Genomic DNA, 17888 nt, shown 5'->3' with positions numbered 1-17888 from the left:
AATCGACCAAGCCATGCAAAACTTCGCTAAACCTAATACAGGCTCGTTAATGCATGGTACACCGAGTTATGTTCCGCACTCTTTTGTTGAAGATACACAAAAGAAGAAGATTGGCTCAACAGCTAGTCAGGTGGGGAATGGCTTTAGTGTCAAAAAAGGTGATAACGGTACTTGTACGTTAACTGAAGATTTATCAGTTATTGGCCTTCAAGGCAAAACGACATCACAATTTAACTGTGGTTTATCAAAAGATGAGAAAAACTTTAAAAGGCATATGAAAAATGTCCTTAAAAAGTTAGGTCATTAATAAAAGATTAACCAACCGTAGCAGCTAAAAAGCATCGATAAATGACCATGCCCAATCTATACTTAGGTTATAATATGAGCAGTTGTGAGTATATCGCAAAGTAAACCTTTCGACTGAGAGTGAAATTCACCTCACTTTTACAATATTATCAACGCACAACAATACCAACATAACTACTACAACTAGACTTTCTATTAGTTATCACTGCGGTGAATAGTACTTATTTAATCAAATGATTCGTAGTAGCTCAAAAATCAGGTAAACTATAAGCAAAATTTTTCCTTGCTAATGATGATAATGTTATTAGCCCATTAGAACTAGAGAGAGTTTTAAATGAGTCTATATTTAGAGTACATTAAAGAAATTGAAAATCGTAAGAATGAGCTAGGATTAGCTCCTCTACCCATTGATTCTGCTGATCTATTATCAGAAATCATTGCTCAAATTAAAGATTCTGCAAATGAGCATCGCGAAGATTCACTTAACTTTTTCATTTATAACACTTTACCAGGCACAACCAGTGCTGCAGGTGTAAAAGCTGAATTTTTAAAAGAAATTATTCTAGCTCAGTCAGTTGTCGCAGAAATTACCCCAACGTTCGCTTTTGAATTGTTATCTCATATGAAAGGCGGCCCTTCAATTGAAGTACTTCTTGATTTAGCATTATCTGATGACGCAGCAGTAGCAAAACCAGCAGCAGAAGTTTTAAAAACTCAAGTATTTTTATATGACGCTGATACAGCACGTCTTGAAGCTGCATTTAAAGCAGGCAACGCACTGGCGAAAGATATTTTAGAAAGCTACGCTCAAGCTGAATTCTTCACTAAGTTACCTGAAGTTGAAGCAAAAGTTGAAATAGTCACTTATATTGCCGGTGAAGGTGATATCTCAACTGATTTATTATCTCCAGGTCATCAAGCACATTCACGTGCTGACCGTGAATTACATGGCCAATGCATGAGCACTCCAGAAGCTCAAGCAGAAATTAAAGCATTACAAGTTAAGTACCCTAAAGCGAAAGTCATGCTTATCGCTGAAAAAGGCACTATGGGTGTTGGTTCATCTCGTATGTCGGGTGTTAACAACGTTGCACTATTGGCAGGTAAACAAGCAAGTCCATACGTACCGTTTATTAACATTGCGCCTATAGTTGCGGGTACTAATGGTATTTCTCCAATCTTCTTAACAACCGTTGATGTAACTGGCGGTATTGGTCTTGACCTTAAAAACTGGGTTAAGAAAGTCGATGCAAGTGGCAACGCCGTTGTTGATGCAAATGGTGATGCAGTTTTAGAGGAAGCTTATTCTGTAGCGACTGGTACCGTATTAACTATCGATACCAAAGCGAAAAAATTATACAACGGTGACAAAGAGCTTGCGGATATATCTTCAGCCTTTACACCACAGAAAGTAGAATTCATGAAAGCTGGCGGTTCTTACGCGGTAACATTTGGTAAGAAATTACAAACGTTCGCAGCTGAAACACTTGGCGTAGCAACACCACCTGTATATGCCACTTCAAAAGAAATTTCTCATGAAGGTCAAGGTTTAACCGCCGTTGAAAAAATATTTAATAACAATGCTGTTGGTGTAACATCAAACACACCATTACATGCAGGCTCAGATGTTCGCGTTAAAGTTAACATTGTTGGCTCTCAAGACACAACAGGTCCTATGACATGTCAAGAGCTTGAAGCGATGGCAGCATCTACTATTTCTCCACTAGTAGACGGTGCATACCAATCAGGTTGTCATACAGCGTCAGTTTGGGATAGCAAAGCTAAAGCTAACATTCCTAAATTAATGGCATTCATGAACAAGTTCGGTCTTATTACTGCACGTGACCCGAAAGGCGTTTACCATGCAATGACTGATGTTATTCATAAAGTATTAAATGATATTACCGTAGACGATCGCGCAATCATCATTGGTGGTGACTCGCATACTCGTATGTCTAAAGGTGTAGCCTTTGGTGCTGACTCGGGTACAGTAGCAATCGCACTTGCCACAGGTGAATCGGCTATGCCAATCCCTGAGTCTGTAAAAGTTACTTTTAAAGGCAAGATGCAAGGCCACATGGATTTCCGTGATGTAGTTCATTCTACTCAAGCGCAAATGCTTAAGCAATTTGATGGCGAAAATGTCTTCCAAGGTCGTATCATTGAAGTGCATATCGGTACATTATTAGCTGACCAAGCATTTACCTTTACTGATTGGTCTGCAGAAATGAAGGCAAAAGCCTCAATCTGTATTTCTGAAGATGAAACACTAATTCAATCACTTGAGCTTGCTAAGAGCCGTATCCAGATAATGATCAACAAGGGTATGGAAAACGAAGCGAAAACACTTAACGGTTTAATCGCCTTAGCTGACCAACGTATCGAAGGAATAAAATCAGGCACTACGCCAGCATTAGCACCAGATGAAAATGCTAAATACTACGCGGAAGTAGTAATTGATTTAGATATTATCGACCAGCCAATGATTGCTGATCCAGATGTAAACAACGACGATGCTTCTAAACGTTACACTCATGATGTTATTCGCCCTGTTTCATACTACGCTGATAAATCAGTTGACCTAGGTTTTGTTGGTTCTTGTATGGTTCACAAAGGTGATATGCAAATTATCGCTCAAATGTTCCGTAATATGGAAGCACAAGGTAACAAGATAGAATTTAAAGCTCCATTAGTTGTTGCACCACCAACTTACAATATTGTTGATGAGCTTAAAGCTGAAGGCGATTGGGAGATTTTACAAAAATATTCAGGCTTCGAATTTGACGATGCTGTACCTAAAAATGCTGCGCGTACTAAGTACGAAAACATCATGTACCTTGAACGCCCAGGCTGTAACTTATGTATGGGTAACCAAGAAAAAGCTGAACCTGGTGACACGGTTATTGCAACATCAACACGTTTATTCCAAGGTCGTGTTGTAGCAGATACTGCTGAGAAAAAAGGCGAATCGTTACTTGGCTCTACACCGTTAGTTGTACTTTCAACAATGCTTGGTCGTTTCCCAACAATCGAAGAGTACAAGTCAGCAGTAGAGGGTATCGACTTAACTCGATTTGCTCCTCCTACGCATGAGATGACGACTAAGTATACTGCTCAAGCAGTACCTATTACAGTAATGTAATCACCGATATAGAGTCCTTAATAAGGGACTCTATTTTAAGCGATACATTAAAATAGACTTAGAAATATAAGGGTTATTTATTTTGGTTGAGTGAGGTAAAACTTACTATCAACTAAAATAAGTAATCCTTTTTTATTTTAATCTTCTAGTTATTAAAAATGGCACAGCCATGCAAGGACTATCCTCACTTAACTGGGTATGTAATTAAGTGAGCACATGAGAGAAGTTTACATTGAACAGAAATGCTTCTACTGACTAGCGCATTCAATATTAGCAGATAACGAAGGCATAATTAAATTTGGAAACGATTTTCTGTCATCAAACTTTTCAATACCTTTTAACACTTCAATGGTAAAACCATAAGTGCCACAAATCTCGTAAGACTGTCTCATCATAAAAGTAGCCAGCTTATCAAAATGAGTATCAGACTTAGGGTTAACCACTAAGTGATATTTATTGTCAGAGAGTTTTGTTTGTTCAAACTGAATATTGTGATCAAAATCCCATTGTGAAGCTCCGTTTTCAGAAACAATGTTGGTACAAGCAGATAGAGCAAAACAAGTAATAGCTAAAGTAAATAAACGCATCATAAGTCCTTTTCAAATAATAATTTATAGTATAAAGCAGCTGTACTCTACCATCGACAACCAAAAATGTACTAATGCTGAGACAATATAGCTGCCAAGGTATGGCGATGGTGCTGAGACAGTTCACGGTTCCTAAACATAAAAACCAGCAAAAATGCTGGTTTTTATATGAAGTTAGTCAAGCATTTACAAGTGCTTTTCTAAGAATTCACCCACCACCTTAAATGCTTCTATGCGATTTTCATTTTCATCGAGATAATGTGTACCATTAGCAAACTCAACAAAATCGATATCTAAATCAGCGTCTTTAGCCGCATCATAAAAATCGTCAGATTGGCTAAACCTTACCTGAGTATCATGTTTACCATGAATCAATAATATCGGTGCTTTGATCTGTTTAAGATAGTTAATTGCAGAAGTCGCTTTAAGACTGGCAATAATTTTATCGTCCGTTGGGTTACCAATGGTTTTATCAATAAAAGGTCGTTTAGATTCGTATCTGTATTCATCTTTTGCTAACTCAAGTAAGTCACCAATCCCAGCGATACTGGCAATACATTTAAATTGCTTGGGCCTTTGAAATGCAGCCGTTAATGCCACATAACCGCCGTAGCTAGCACCAACAATACAGCTATTATTAGTATCAACCAGTTCGGTCTCAGCTAACCAGTCTATCGCCTCATAAATATCATCTTGCATACGTTTTCCCCACTGTTGGTAACCAGCGGTTTGATAAGCGTTACTAAAGCCAGTGGAGCCACGAAAGTTAACTTGCAGTACGGCATAACCTTTACTGGCAAAGTATTGCACAAACGGACTAAAGTATTGGTAATCTCTTGATTGTGGACCGCCATGAGGGTGAATAATCAAGGGTGGTTTTTTATTATTACTCATTGGCGTTGTTGGCAACGTTAAATACCCGTGCAATGACATACCATCAGATGCTTCAAATTGAAACGGTTGAACACTAGCCAGCGACTTGCCTTCTAAATAGGGGTATTGACTGATCCAAAAACCACCTGATTTTTTAGCTAAATCTAACCAAAAAAACTTAGGGGGTGAATTATCTCGCTGAGCAGCTACTAAAATTTTCTTTTTATCTTTGCTCATACTATAAATACTGGCTTGGTATTGCTTGAAACTATTTTTTACAATGTTATAGATTTCAGTGTCAGCATCAGTAAAAAAATGATTCTTACGGTAGTGCTCGAAATAAATAGCACCAATAACTTCATTTCTATCCGCATTAAAAATAGCACCTTCTACATCATAGTTATCATTAGCATATAATAGCTTATCGTAGGCTCCCGACTTAATATCATATTGCCAAAGTGCGTCTCTGTGTAACTTGTGATCAGAGATAACAATCGCCTTATCATCACTAACTAAGATAGGAGAAAAAGTTTCACCTTCGAACGCCTTTTTAGAGTGTAATAACTTCCACTCATCATTATTGTCTTTTCTGTACCATATATTCGTAATCGTACTGTCATAATCGTCAGACCCTACACCCAATACGACATCACCCGCTTTATTGGCAACCCAACTATAAACGTCATATTTATTAACGAATAACTTTTCAAATTTATTTTCATAAATATTAACTTTATAGACAGATTGTCCTTTATCTTTAGGAGAGTACATCTGCAATAATACAAATTCTTTTTCTGCTTTTAATAACGAAACAACTTGTTGAGAGCTGTTTAAATCATACATAGCGATTTCTGCACCCGTTAAACTGCGAAGATTTGCTGCACGATTTAATTCAACCAACTTACTGCCGTCAATGTTAACCGAAAATAATCGATTAACTCGAAATCTATCACCCCATTGCTTTTTAGAGTAACTCGATGATACCAACAAACGTTCATTATTTGCCCACATAACCGAGTCTATTCTGTCTTTAGACTTTTTAAGGCTAACAAGTTTTATAATGCTATTTGAGCCAAAGTCACTCATCACAACCGACGGACCATCTTCACTGTTAAATATTCCAGCAATATGTTTACCATCTGGTGATACGGTAGGTTCTTGAATTATAGGTAAGTGACCAAACTCCTTGTAGGTTAACGTTTGTTTTTCTGCATGACTTAAGAAGGTCACGCTGAGCAATAGAATAGTGATTATTATTTTTTTCATTACTGCATCCTAGCGACTTGTTGATTAGCGGTAGTTGTCATTATCGATGATACGATAAAAATCATTTACCTATATCTTTACAAATTATTTACAAAATTGCCAGTAAACTTGCCATATTTATAATTCAGGTCGATCCAAACTAATAACGAGGTGGGTCATTGAAAAAAAGATGACTGATAATAATGATCAAAAAACGAAGGTTAAAAGGTATATCGCTGACTCTCACTAAATAGCGTTGGTGAATTGGGGCTTAGGTACTTAGTTCAGTAAAGATTAAGCGCTAACTAAAAAAATAGCCCATAAAAAATGCCATTCACTATCAATAGTGAATGGCATTTCAGCATAAATGCAAGTTTATCGTTTACTTAAAAACAATGATTATTTCTTTTTCTTTACCGCTTTTGCATTAGGTAAATCAGTAATTGAACCTTCAAAAATTTCAGCTGCTAAGCCAATAGATTCATTTAATGTTGGATGAGCATGAATGGTTAAGCCTATGTCTTCTGCATCAGCACCCATTTCAACGGCTAAACAAATTTCGCCCAACATTTCGCCTGCGTTGATACCAACAATGGCACCACCAAGAATACGGCCCGTTTCTTTTTCAAAGATTAACTTAGTTTTACCTTCAGTACGGCCAGAAGCGATAGCACGACCAGAAGCCGCCCAAGGGAAGTTAGCGACTTCAATGTTTAAACCTTGCTCTTTAGCTTCAGTCTCTGTTACGCCAGTCCAAGCCATTTCAGGATCAGTGTAAGCAACAGAAGGGATACAACGTGGTTCAAAGGTATGTTTTTTACCTGAGATAACTTCTGCTGCACAATGCGCTTCATGAACCGCTTTATGTGCAAGCATAGGTTGACCAACAACATCACCAATAGCAAAAATATGTGGAACGTTAGTACGTAGTTCATTCGTTACATTGATAAAACCACGTTCATCAACGTTAACACCTGCTTTGTCAGCAGCAACTAAATGACCATTTGGCTTACGGCCAACAGCCACTAAAATCTTGTCGTAACGTACCGGTTCTGCTGGTGCTTTTTTACCTTCAAAAGTCACATACAAACCGTCAACTTTAGCTTCAACTGCAACCACTTTAGTAGATAACATAATGTTGAAGTTTTTCTTGTTGAAATTAGTATAAATTTTAACAATGTCTTTATCTGCAGCTGGTACTAATTGATCAGCAAATTCAACCACTGAAACATTAGCGCCTAAAGCTCTGTATACCGTACCCATTTCTAGACCGATAATACCACCACCCAATACTAACATTTCATCAGGAATGTCATGAAGTTCTAAAGCGCCTGTTGAATCAATAACGCGTGGGTCATCATTTGGAATAAAAGGTAAATCGATAACAGAAGAACCAGCGGCGATAATAGCATTATCAAAAGTAACCGTCGTTTTCTCGCCGTCATTGCCTTCAACTTCAATCGTTTTATCTGAAGTGAACTTGCCGTAACCATAAACTGTAGTCACTTTACGCGCTTTAGACATTCCACCTAAGCCGCCAGTAAGTTGAGAGACTACGCTATCTTTCCAGTCACGAATTTTATCTAAATTAATTTCAGGCTTACCAAAAGTAACCCCGTGTGAAGCCATTGCAGCTGCATCATCAATAACTTTAGCAACATGAAGTAATGCTTTTGATGGGATACAACCCACATTTAAACAAACACCACCTAATGTTTTTCGGCTTTCAATTAAGACTACATCTAAACCTAAATCTGCAGCACGGAATGCCGCTGAATAACCACCAGGGCCTGAACCTAATACTACTACTTGAGTTTTAATTTCGTTACTCATGTTTACCTCAATTAACTTGTTGTTTTGTCATTTATCGCTTTGCCAATATGGAAAGCCACAAATATAATATTATTTATACTTTACTGGGCGGAATTTTACTTAAACTCCTACCAAAGTACCATCTTTAATCGCACCTTCTTTGACCAAAGTAGTAAAAAGTGAGAGGCACTTCTGCCTGCTCACTTTTATCTTAGCGTCAAAGACTCTATCAATTATAAGATCAATTGACGAATATCAGACATTACACTTGCTAAGTGTACCGTAAAGCGCGCGGCTAATGCACCGTCAATAACACGATGGTCGTACGACATTGATAATGGCAACATAAGTTTAGGCTCAAAATCCTTACCATTCCACTTAGGTTTTATTTCTGATTTTGAAACACCTAAAATTGCCACTTCAGGAGCATTAACAATCGGCGTGAATGCTGTACCACCAATACCACCAAGACTAGAAATAGTAAAACATCCACCTTGCATATCGGTCGCTTTCAATTTGCCATCTCGTGCTTTCATGCTAATTTCTAGAAGTTCACGAGAGAGTTGATGAATACCTTTTTGGTCGACATCACGTACTACCGGGACAACTAAACCATTAGGCGTATCAACAGCAACACCGATGTGAATGTATTTCTTGAGAATTAAGCTTTCTCCGTCTTCACTCAAACTTGAGTTAAACGCAGGGAATTCACGTAAAGCATCAGCAACCGCTTTTAAAATAAAGACTAATGGCGTGATCTTAAAACCTAGCTTTTTCTTTTCACAAATAACATTTTGTTCTTTACGAAATGCTTCAACATTAGTGATATCAGCTTCATCAAATTGAGTAACATGTGGAATAGTTACCCAATTACGATGAAGAAATGGACCTGATATTTTTTGAATACGCGTAAGTGCTTTCGTTTCAATTTCGCCAAATTTCGAGAAATCAATAGCCTTAGCACTGACGACCTGTAATCCACCCTCACCCGCAGCAACAGAGCTACCCGCATTAGCTTTAGGTCGAGACAGTTCGTATTTCACGTAAGACTGTACGTCTTCTTTTAAAATACGACTTTTTCTGCCCGTTCCTTTAACTAAGGTTAAATCAACACCATATTCACGTGCAATACGGCGAATCGATGGCGAAGTATAGATACTGCCCGATGAAGCCACTTTACCCGCTTGTGGGTGATGCGGAACAGGAGCAGCCTTTTGTGGTGCGGGTTTAGCTTTCGGTGCTTCAGCAACTTCTTCAGCAACAGGAGCAGGAGCAGCGACTTCAACTGGTGAGCCACTTGATGTTTCAAGCTTAATTACAATAGCGCCCTGCTTTACTTTGCCACCAACGCTAACCAATACTTCTTTAACGGTACCCGCATGTGACGAAGGCACGTCCATTGTCGCTTTATCTGTTTCTAAGGTGATTAAACCATCTTCAACTTCAATAACATCACCAACACTCACTAAAACGTCGATAATTTCAACTTCACCGTCTTCACCAATATCAGGAACTGCAATATCAATAATTTCACTTTGTGCTGATACCGCCGCCTTAGCAGGAGCCTCAGCAGGTGCAGGAGTTGACTCAACTTCTGCAACCTTTTCTTCTACAGCTTCTGCTGGCGCTTCGTCTGTAGTTTCAGCCGTTTCAGGTGCTGCTTGCGATGATGTCATTTCAGCAATCACATCACCTTCTTTAATTTTATCGCCAACACTGACCAATAATGCTGATAACTTTCCAGCAAATGGTGCCGGGATATCCATTGATGCTTTATCAGTTTCAACGGTAACAATTCCTTCGTCTGCTTCGATTGAATCGCCAACAGCAAAACAAATTTCAATAATTTCTACTTCGTCGCCACCAACATCAGGGACTAGAATTTTTTGACTATCTGACATATTAAATCTCCTAGTCTGCTTATGCGTAAAGTGGGTTAAGTTTTTCAGTGTCGATATCAAAGCGTTTAATCGCTTCAGTAACTACTGAACGCTCAACATCACCACGGTTAGCTAACTCAAATAACGCCGCAACAACAATATAAGCAGCATTCACTTCAAAGTGAGTACGTAAATTAGCGCGACTGTCACTGCGACCAAAACCATCGGTACCTAAACAGCGGTATTCGGTGTCTATGTAGGCACGCACTTGCTCTGAATAGTTTTTAATATAATCAGTTGCTGCAATTGCAGGACCATTTTCTTTGGTAATAACATTAGAGATGTACGCTTGTTTTTGCTTACTTTCTGGGTGAAGCATATTCCAGCGTGCAACATCTTGACCGTCACGGGCTAATTCATTGAATGAAGTTACTGAGTAAACATCACTTGAAATACCGTAATCAGCACTTAAAATTTGTGCCGCTTCACGTACCTTTTCCAAGATAGTGCCTGAGCCCATCAACTGCACGTTAACTTTTGGTTTTTTCGAAGCTTTCTTCGCTGCTACCGTTTCAAGCTTGTAAATACCTTTAATTATTTGCTCTTCAACATTTTTATTTTCAGGCATCGCCGGATGTTTATAGTTTTCGTTCATTAAGGTTAAGTAAAAGAAAATATTTTCATTTTCTTCATACATGCGACGTAAACCTTCACGCACAATAACCGATATTTCATAACCATAAGTAGGATCGTACGTCACACAATTAGGGATCAAACCTGCTTGCACATGTGAGTGACCATCTTGATGTTGTAAACCTTCACCATTCAAGGTTGTTCGACCGGCAGTAGCGCCTAGTAAAAAGCCTTTTGCTTGGCTATCACCCGCTGCCCAAGCTAAGTCACCAACACGTTGGAAACCAAACATAGAGTAGTAGATGTAAAATGGGATTGTTGTCGCATTACAAGTAGAGTAAGACGTACCCGCTGCAACCCAAGACGCCATAGCACCTAATTCATTAATACCTTCTTGTAAAACCTGACCTTTTTTATCTTCACGATAATAAGCAACTTGGTCAGCATCTTGAGGAATGTATTTTTGCCCTTCGTTTGCGTAAATACCCACTTGGCGGAATAAACCTTCCATACCAAAAGTACGCGCTTCATCAGGGATAATAGGCACGATACGCTTGCCTATTTTTTTATCTTTTAATAGTGCATTCAATACACGAACAAAGGTCATTGTTGAAGAAACTTCACGATCACCAGAGCCTTTCAATATTGCGTCAAAGACTTTAAGAGATGGGATTTCTAACGTTTCATCTGCTTGTACACGACGAGCAGGTAAAGAACCCCCTAACGCTTCACGACGCGCTTTCATGTACTTGAACTCTTCGCTGTCTTCAGGGAATCGATAGAAAGGCAAATCAGCAATTTCATCATCATTGATCGGCATATTGAAACGATCACGGTAAAGCTTAATAGACTCAACATCCATTTTCTTCACGTTATGAGCAACATTCAATGCTTCGCCTGAGGCACCTAAACCAAAACCTTTTACTGTTTTTGCTAGAATGACAGTTGGACGACCTTTAGTTTCTATCGCTTTTTTATAAGCGGCGTAAACTTTAACCGGATCATGGCCACCACGATTCAAACGATAAATATCTTCATCAGACATATTGGCAACCAATGCCGCTGTCTCAGGGTATTTATTGAAAAAGTTCTCACGGGTATATTTACCACCCTTGGCTTTACAGTTTTGGTATTCACCGTCAACCGTTTCTTCCATAAGTTGTAAAAGTTTACCTGAAGTGTCACGGGCAATAAGGGCATCCCAGTAAGAACCCCAAATAACTTTAACGACTTCCCAGCCAGCGCCACGGAAAGTACCTTCAAGCTCTTGAATAATTTTGCCATTACCACGAACAGGGCCATCTAAACGCTGTAGGTTACAGTTAATAACAAATGTTAAGTTATCTAAACCTTCACGCGAAGCTAAACCAATAGCACCTAATGATTCTGGCTCATCGGTCTCGCCATCACCTAAATAACAGTAAACGCGTTGCGCTGAACAATCTTTGATACCACGATCGGTTAAATATTTAAGGAAACGCGCAGTATAAATTGCTTGTAATGGACCTAGCCCCATAGAAACAGTTGGGAACTGCCAGAAATCTTTCATCAAATGAGGGTGAGGATAAGAAGATAACCCTTTACCATCACATTCTTGACGAAAGTTATCCATTTGAGATTCAGTTAAACGACCTTCCATGAAGGCACGCGCATAAATACCTGGAGAGATATGTCCTTGTGCGAAAATAAAGTCACCACCGTCTTTTTCAGAAGCCGCTCTGAAGAAGTGATTAAAACCGACATCGTATAACATCGCAGAAGAAGCAAAACTGCCTATATGTCCACCTAAGTCTAAATCTTTTTTCGACGCACGAAGTACCAGTACTAAAGCGTTCCAACGAATAGCTGCACGAATGCGTGCTTCAATCGTTTGATCACCTGGCATATTAGGCTCTTGCCCAGGAGGTATGGTATTTACATAAGCTGTTTTTGCTTCAAAAGGTAAATGTGTGCCACTGCGACGAGCGCGGTCAATAAGTTTTTCTAAAATGAAATGTGCACGATCTGGACCTTCATTTTCCAGAATAGAATCCATAGATTCCAACCACTCTTGGGTTTCCAATGAATCTAAATCAATTTTTGGGAGCTCAGACATAATTACTTAGTTTCCAATAGTTAGTAAGTATATATAGTCATCATTACTCTATATGCAGGTTTATTGCGTTTCAAAACTAGCACTACGGCGTTACTCATTGTTGCAATAGCGAACCATTGCTGCAAACGAATGCCTTGTATCTATAATTTTGCACTCACACTAAACTTCAACATCTTAAATTATGATAGCTATAAGTTAAATTTCTGTGTTTAAAGATAGTCAACTTTTGCATATTTACATGCTTTGATTAACGTTAAACAGTTATTTTCTAAATTTTATTTTGCAACGTAATAGCTATTAATATTCACTACGTTGCATTCTGCGCATTGATCTTTCCATGCGACTATCTTCTTGTGACATTTTTAGTAGCACTTCTTCTATAAAAGCGAGGTGACGGTGGCTTGCCCCCCAAGCTTTTTGTGGCTGACCACTAATAATTGCGTCTAACAAGCGTTTTCTAAATTCAGCCATTTGCGTAAATATATCTGGGCGCTTAGCTAAAACAGTAAGATTTTGCTCAATATTATCAATCAACAAACTCGACATACTTCGCGCTAAGTGCAGGGTGACCGCATTGTGTGACGCCGCACATATAGCAAGATAAAAGTCGAATATAGCTTCAGCCTCTAAACGTAAATCATTTTCTAACTGGGCATTGCCGATACCGTCATGCTTTTTCTGTATTTCAGCAAAATCATTTTCCGTGCCTCGCATCGCCGCATAATATGACGACATACCTTCAATACCATGACGAAACTCTAAGAGATCAAATTGCGACTCTTTACTTTTCGACATTAACTCAAATAACGGATCAGACAAGCCTGATAAAATTTGGTCACTAACAAATGTGCCACCACCTTGGCGACGATTTACTAAGCCTTTAGCTTCTAACTTTTGAATAGCTTCGCGTAATGAGGGTCGAGAAACATCAAATTGTTTTGCTAACTCTCGTTCAGGTGGTAATTTTTCACCTGCTTGCAAGCTACCTTCAAGAATCAAGGCTTCTAATTGTCGTAAAATTACATCCGACAATTTTGCTTGCTTAACTGGCTTTTGGATACCTGACAATGTCATAACTAACAGCTTAACCTATAGTTTTATTGGCCTAGAGTTAGATAAAACTAAAAAGTGATTAAACTTTCTTTGTAAATCTTCTAAAAAACCAAGAGGTAAATTGGTCTTACCAATCAAAAAAGTGGTGTAAAAATACCAAAAAAAACACATTTTGTAAAGAGAAGATAGATCAGCTAGGCTGATTTTCCAAGTACTATTTTAGAGCTCAAACTCCAAACAACTGTTTGAATAGCTAACACAATAACTCAAATAAAAGCCTTATATCGAACACTATTCAACCAACAAGGTGGTCATTAAGCTAAATTATTTTATCTGGTTATTTTTAGTTTTATACGCATTGAGATTCGATAACAGATCAAAAAAAACATTATAAAAATTATTGAAAAGCCCGCTATAAATTACGCTTAACTCTTATAAAACGGCTAGATGTTAAATAAAATAGCCCTTTACAAAGCTGAGTTTCCATTAATTAAAAGTCAATTTAAGCGACACAAAACAATAATGAATTATAGGACTATTTTTTAATTTATAACTTTATCTGACCAATCTAAACGAATATCCCACCCTTCTACTCGATGCTCTGGCTCTAATGGTGCAACTGATTCATCGATCGTCTTATGAACGTTAATTGCAGGCGTAATATTGACATCGCGGCCATGAATAAAACTCTGCGTTCTGACAATTTGGGTATAGGCTTTATTCATCGCATAAGCACGTTGCTTGGACGGGGTAATTAACGCATAAACATCCGCTTGCTTTACTTTCTCCTTATCAACAGAGCCATCTTTTTTATACCACTTGCTGTGCATTTCCATGTTTTCTCGAAACTCATTACCGCCACCATTAATTTGCAGATATTGTAAAATTTCTCCCTCTTGCTGTCCTTTCGATGGTGCATCTTTCATACCTTTTAAATTGATATAGCCCCAACCTGCTCGTCCAGTTACTTTTCTTGGAAAAGCAAACGTTTGATCAATTGTGGTACCTATAGCGGAGTGACAACCCATGCAGTAGAAAGTTTCTTCATAAGACTGAGGTCTTAACTCACCATTATAATCTTCTATGAAGCCTTGAATAAGCCAGCCAAATTTATTATTAAAACCACGGTCTTTAACACGGATATAACTGGGTAATTGTTCATCAAGTTTCTCTTTTCGCTCTCGCCGATAAGCACTGTCTATTGCCGAGTCATTTAATAATTGCGTTTTAGTCATATAGCGCAACTCTTTCATCCGTTGCGGAATAGTGGTTTCACCCTTTGTATCAATCCCAACATAACGAACTGAATGCATAATTTCGGTGTTAACCGGGTATTGTTGACGAGGCACTTTAATCTGCTTGGCATCGCCAACAAAGTATTCTTGAGCTAACAATAATTCAACTTGTCTGGTGAATTGACCATCTATATTTAAGTCGCTATTAAGCTTTACTTCATCGGCTGGGAAAATATCTATTTGTGGTAAAGCCTTAATACTCATTTCAACTAACGAAAGATTAATTAAATAGACATCTTCATTATATTCGCCATTAAGTTGCCTAAACTCTGCTGATAAGCGAATTAATACATCATCTGTGGCGCCATTCGTTGGCCAAAAGGTTCCCGGAAAGGGTTTGTAATTAAACGCCACCCAACCTGTGCCATCTTTAGCAATACCTTTATCATTAAAGGCTTCACCGGCTAAATTATAGTTTTTCAAGTCGGGAATAAAACCTTGCCAGTTATTATCTTTTAATGTCGTCGACAATTGACTGTAGTTATCTTGATCTATGTATTGTGCTATTTGTTCATCAGATATTTTTGCTATCCAGGGTTCGCGGTTAACAAATAAGTTTTTCCAGCTATTACTTTCACCTTCATCCGAAAAGTTGTAAAGACCCTGATTAACCCCGTCATTACGTAAATTATTGCGGTAACTATCAGTTTCAGTATGGCTATAGGTTTGATGACAGGTGTAACAGGGATTGTTACTCCCTGCAGTTTTGGTGTAACACTGCGATGGAATAGGTGCTTCTTCATTAATGCTGCCATTCGCTGTCGGCGTGATTATTTCACTCATGTCTACTTCGGGTAATAAGCCCTGAGTCATTTTTTCACTTTTTGATAAACTCGAAAAACCAATAAAGGAAATCGTCACAAGTAAACTAAATATTAATACGTAATTTTTCATAAGCTTTAATAGCCCCTCATTTATATATTCAGTAAATTATACAAGGCTTTTATTACAGTAATTTGAAGCGCACTTTCATATTTTCTTAACAATAAAGTCAAAAAGACGTCACCTAAATGTCACACCCCGATATTACTTTAATAGCGTTTTTACACATAACTCTAGGAAGATAAAATGCTGAATCTAAAAAAAAGAAAAATAGCGACACTCATAGCAGTGATTCTCGGTTCGTCAATGTTAACAGCGTGTGGTGGTGATGACGGTAAAAATGGTACAAACGGTTCTAATGGCGTCATTGGATTAGATGGTAGCAATGGCAATGATGGTGTCAACGGTGCTGATGGTACTGATGGTACTGATGGCGCTAATGGGAGTGATGGGGCTAATGGGCAAAACCTGACAGCTGCAGCAAAACTAACCCGCTTAGCAACCGTGCCAGTAGGTGCAGAAATTACGGGTATGTTTTTAACGGATAACGATGAACTTTTCTTTAATGTACAACACCCTTCAGATCTGTCAGGTAACGAAACACCAGCAAAAGTTGGCGTAGTAACGGGGTTTGACTGGGGTACGCTTGACCCTATGACTGAGAGTTTATCGGTTCCAACAACCGATACAGAAAAAATGGCAGTACGGGTCGTTGCCGGAACCTACCAAGTTTTGGGGCAAGCGGGTGATACCTTGAATAACCAATTACCTCATGGTTTAGGCGCGATTGCTAGTGCTGATCAAGCCACTAAGATTAAGCAATCTCAAGATCCTGATTTTAATGCCTTCGTTCCAACTTCTGCCAGTGGTGACACAGGTTTTTTATTCACCGCATGGGAAGATCGCCCAGGTGCAATGAGCCGTATAGAACTATCTAAAGAAGACAGTGGAACTTGGACAATAGGTGATGCGATTAACGTTGATTTTTCAGCGGTATTAGGCACAATCATTAATTGTTTTGGTACGCTATCACCATGGAATACCCCTTTAACGTCAGAAGAAAACTACGAAGCTGAAAATACCGAGCAATGGAATAACACCGCTTACTTAGATGGCTATCCTAGCTACCCAGATGTTAAAAACTTACAAACCTATTTAGCAAGTTCAACATTACCCAACCCCTATGATTACGGCTATATAGTTGAAATTACAGACCCAACTTCAACGAGCCCAACGCCAGTAAAGCATTTTACCTTAGGTCGTGTTGCCCATGAAAATTCGGTGGTAATGCCTGATTGGAAAACAGTTTACACCACTGATGATGGTTCAAATAAAGCCTTTTATAAATTTGTTGCCACTAACGCAGGCGATTTAAGCGCCGGCACTTTATATGCCGCTAAATTAACGCAAGACGCAACAAGTGCGCCAGCAAAAGCCGGCTTTGATATTCAGTGGATTGAGTTAGGTAGCAGTAATAATACCGAAATAAAAACCTGGATAAATTCATATAACGGTATTACTGAAGCTGATTATATTGAAGGTGAAACCAGCTATATCACTCAAACAGAAATAGATGATTGGGCAATAAATGGAGCTGGCGACGACCGTTACGCATTTTTAGAAACGTTACGAGCAGCTAAAGCCAAAGGCGCGACCACTGAATTTCGTAAAATGGAAGGTGTGGTGATTAATTATGATGGTGTTGCCAGTGGTGCCGTACCTTACATGTATGTTGCTATGTCTTCAGTTGGAAAAGGTATGGTTGATAATGAAGGTGATATTCAGCTTGATTCATCAGCTTACTGTGGCGCGGTATATCGCTTTGGTGTCCAAACAGACTTTAACGTTAACCGCATGGAACCAGTCGTTGTCGGTGGCGCTTATAATTCAGACGGCGATGCCAATGGCAACAAATGCGATGTTAATGGTATATCCAACCCTGATAATTTAGCGGTGATGGATGATGGTCGTGTTTTAATTGGTGAAGACACCAGTAAGCATGTTAACAACGCCCTGTGGATTTATAACCCAAAAGGTGAATAACCTTTAAAAATTCAGCGTTAATATTGATAAAGCCCAGCATGTCTGGGCTTTTTTTTACATAAAAGTGATACAAATATAAGGCGGTTTGCCGCTCGGTAGTAA

At 38.7% G+C, this 17888-nt stretch carries 10 protein-coding genes; 3 read left to right on the top strand and 7 right to left on the bottom strand.

The window, feature by feature from the left end:
• Positions 1-13 precede the first annotated feature (13 nt).
• Together H4J57_RS07000 and H4J57_RS06995 are read left to right on the top strand one after the other, a co-directional pair.
• Entirely contained in the window at positions 14-307 is a 294-nt protein-coding gene (locus H4J57_RS07000) for a hypothetical protein (RefSeq protein WP_182221784.1), read from the top strand.
• Positions 308-640: 333 nt separating this feature from the next.
• A complete protein-coding gene (locus H4J57_RS06995; RefSeq protein WP_182221783.1) occupies positions 641-3448 on the top strand; it encodes a bifunctional aconitate hydratase 2/2-methylisocitrate dehydratase in 2808 nt (935 codons plus the stop codon).
• 248 nt (positions 3449-3696) lie between these two features.
• Here the strand turns inward: H4J57_RS06995 and H4J57_RS06990 are convergent, their stop codons facing one another.
• The 7 genes from H4J57_RS06990 to H4J57_RS06960 all read right to left on the bottom strand — a co-directional run bounded on the left by H4J57_RS06990 (position 3697) and on the right by H4J57_RS06960 (position 15815).
• Positions 3697-4035 carry a hypothetical protein gene (locus tag H4J57_RS06990; RefSeq protein ID WP_182213649.1) on the bottom strand — a complete coding sequence of 113 codons (339 nt, stop codon included), beginning with the start codon at positions 4033-4035 and terminating at the stop codon, positions 3697-3699.
• 186 nt (positions 4036-4221) lie between these two features.
• A complete protein-coding gene (locus H4J57_RS06985) occupies positions 4222-6174 on the bottom strand; it encodes a S9 family peptidase (RefSeq protein ID WP_182213651.1) in 1953 nt (650 codons plus the stop codon).
• A gap of 378 nt (positions 6175-6552) precedes the next feature.
• On the bottom strand, positions 6553-7986 hold the full coding sequence (gene lpdA / locus H4J57_RS06980; protein WP_070375807.1) for a dihydrolipoyl dehydrogenase: 1434 nt from the start codon (positions 7984-7986) through the stop codon (positions 6553-6555).
• A 212-nt stretch (positions 7987-8198) separates the two neighbouring features.
• Complete coding sequence (gene aceF, locus H4J57_RS06975; RefSeq protein WP_182242338.1) at positions 8199-9866, bottom strand: dihydrolipoyllysine-residue acetyltransferase; 1668 nt, start codon at positions 9864-9866, stop codon at positions 8199-8201.
• A 19-nt stretch (positions 9867-9885) separates the two neighbouring features.
• Positions 9886-12573, bottom strand: a complete 2688-nt coding sequence (gene aceE / locus H4J57_RS06970; protein ID WP_182213654.1) for a pyruvate dehydrogenase (acetyl-transferring), homodimeric type — start codon at positions 12571-12573, stop codon at positions 9886-9888.
• A gap of 297 nt (positions 12574-12870) precedes the next feature.
• A complete protein-coding gene (gene pdhR / locus H4J57_RS06965) occupies positions 12871-13632 on the bottom strand; it encodes a pyruvate dehydrogenase complex transcriptional repressor PdhR (RefSeq protein WP_182242382.1) in 762 nt (253 codons plus the stop codon).
• A 536-nt stretch (positions 13633-14168) separates the two neighbouring features.
• Complete coding sequence (locus H4J57_RS06960; RefSeq protein ID WP_182242337.1) at positions 14169-15815, bottom strand: hypothetical protein; 1647 nt, start codon at positions 15813-15815, stop codon at positions 14169-14171.
• 174 nt (positions 15816-15989) lie between these two features.
• Between H4J57_RS06960 and H4J57_RS06955 the strand changes: the two genes are divergently transcribed.
• Complete coding sequence (locus H4J57_RS06955) at positions 15990-17786, top strand: PhoX family phosphatase (protein ID WP_182242336.1); 1797 nt, start codon at positions 15990-15992, stop codon at positions 17784-17786.
• Positions 17787-17888 lie beyond the last annotated feature (102 nt).

Origin of the sequence: Colwellia sp. BRX8-7 (assembly GCF_014077275.1) — a bacterium.
Taxonomy (GTDB): domain Bacteria; phylum Pseudomonadota; class Gammaproteobacteria; order Enterobacterales; family Alteromonadaceae; genus Colwellia_A.
Note: the sequence above shows the minus strand (reverse complement) of the source record. Positions and strands in the feature narration are given on the sequence as shown.

What these genes read in the sequence shown, in the direction of transcription:
- H4J57_RS07000 (WP_182221784.1), top strand. Translation starts at nt 14, where the DNA reads ATGCAAAACTTCGCTAAACCTAATACAGGCTCGTTAATGCATGGTACA.
- H4J57_RS06995 (WP_182221783.1), top strand. Translation starts at nt 641, where the DNA reads ATGAGTCTATATTTAGAGTACATTAAAGAAATTGAAAATCGTAAGAAT.
- H4J57_RS06990 (WP_182213649.1), bottom strand. Translation starts at nt 4,035, where the DNA reads ATGCGTTTATTTACTTTAGCTATTACTTGTTTTGCTCTATCTGCTTGT.
- H4J57_RS06985 (WP_182213651.1), bottom strand. Translation starts at nt 6,174, where the DNA reads ATGAAAAAAATAATAATCACTATTCTATTGCTCAGCGTGACCTTCTTA.
- lpdA (WP_070375807.1), bottom strand. Translation starts at nt 7,986, where the DNA reads ATGAGTAACGAAATTAAAACTCAAGTAGTAGTATTAGGTTCAGGCCCT.
- aceF (WP_182242338.1), bottom strand. Translation starts at nt 9,866, where the DNA reads ATGTCAGATAGTCAAAAAATTCTAGTCCCTGATGTTGGTGGCGACGAA.
- aceE (WP_182213654.1), bottom strand. Translation starts at nt 12,573, where the DNA reads ATGTCTGAGCTCCCAAAAATTGATTTAGATTCATTGGAAACCCAAGAG.
- H4J57_RS06960 (WP_182242337.1), bottom strand. Translation starts at nt 15,815, where the DNA reads ATGAAAAATTACGTATTAATATTTAGTTTACTTGTGACGATTTCCTTT.
- H4J57_RS06955 (WP_182242336.1), top strand. Translation starts at nt 15,990, where the DNA reads ATGCTGAATCTAAAAAAAAGAAAAATAGCGACACTCATAGCAGTGATT.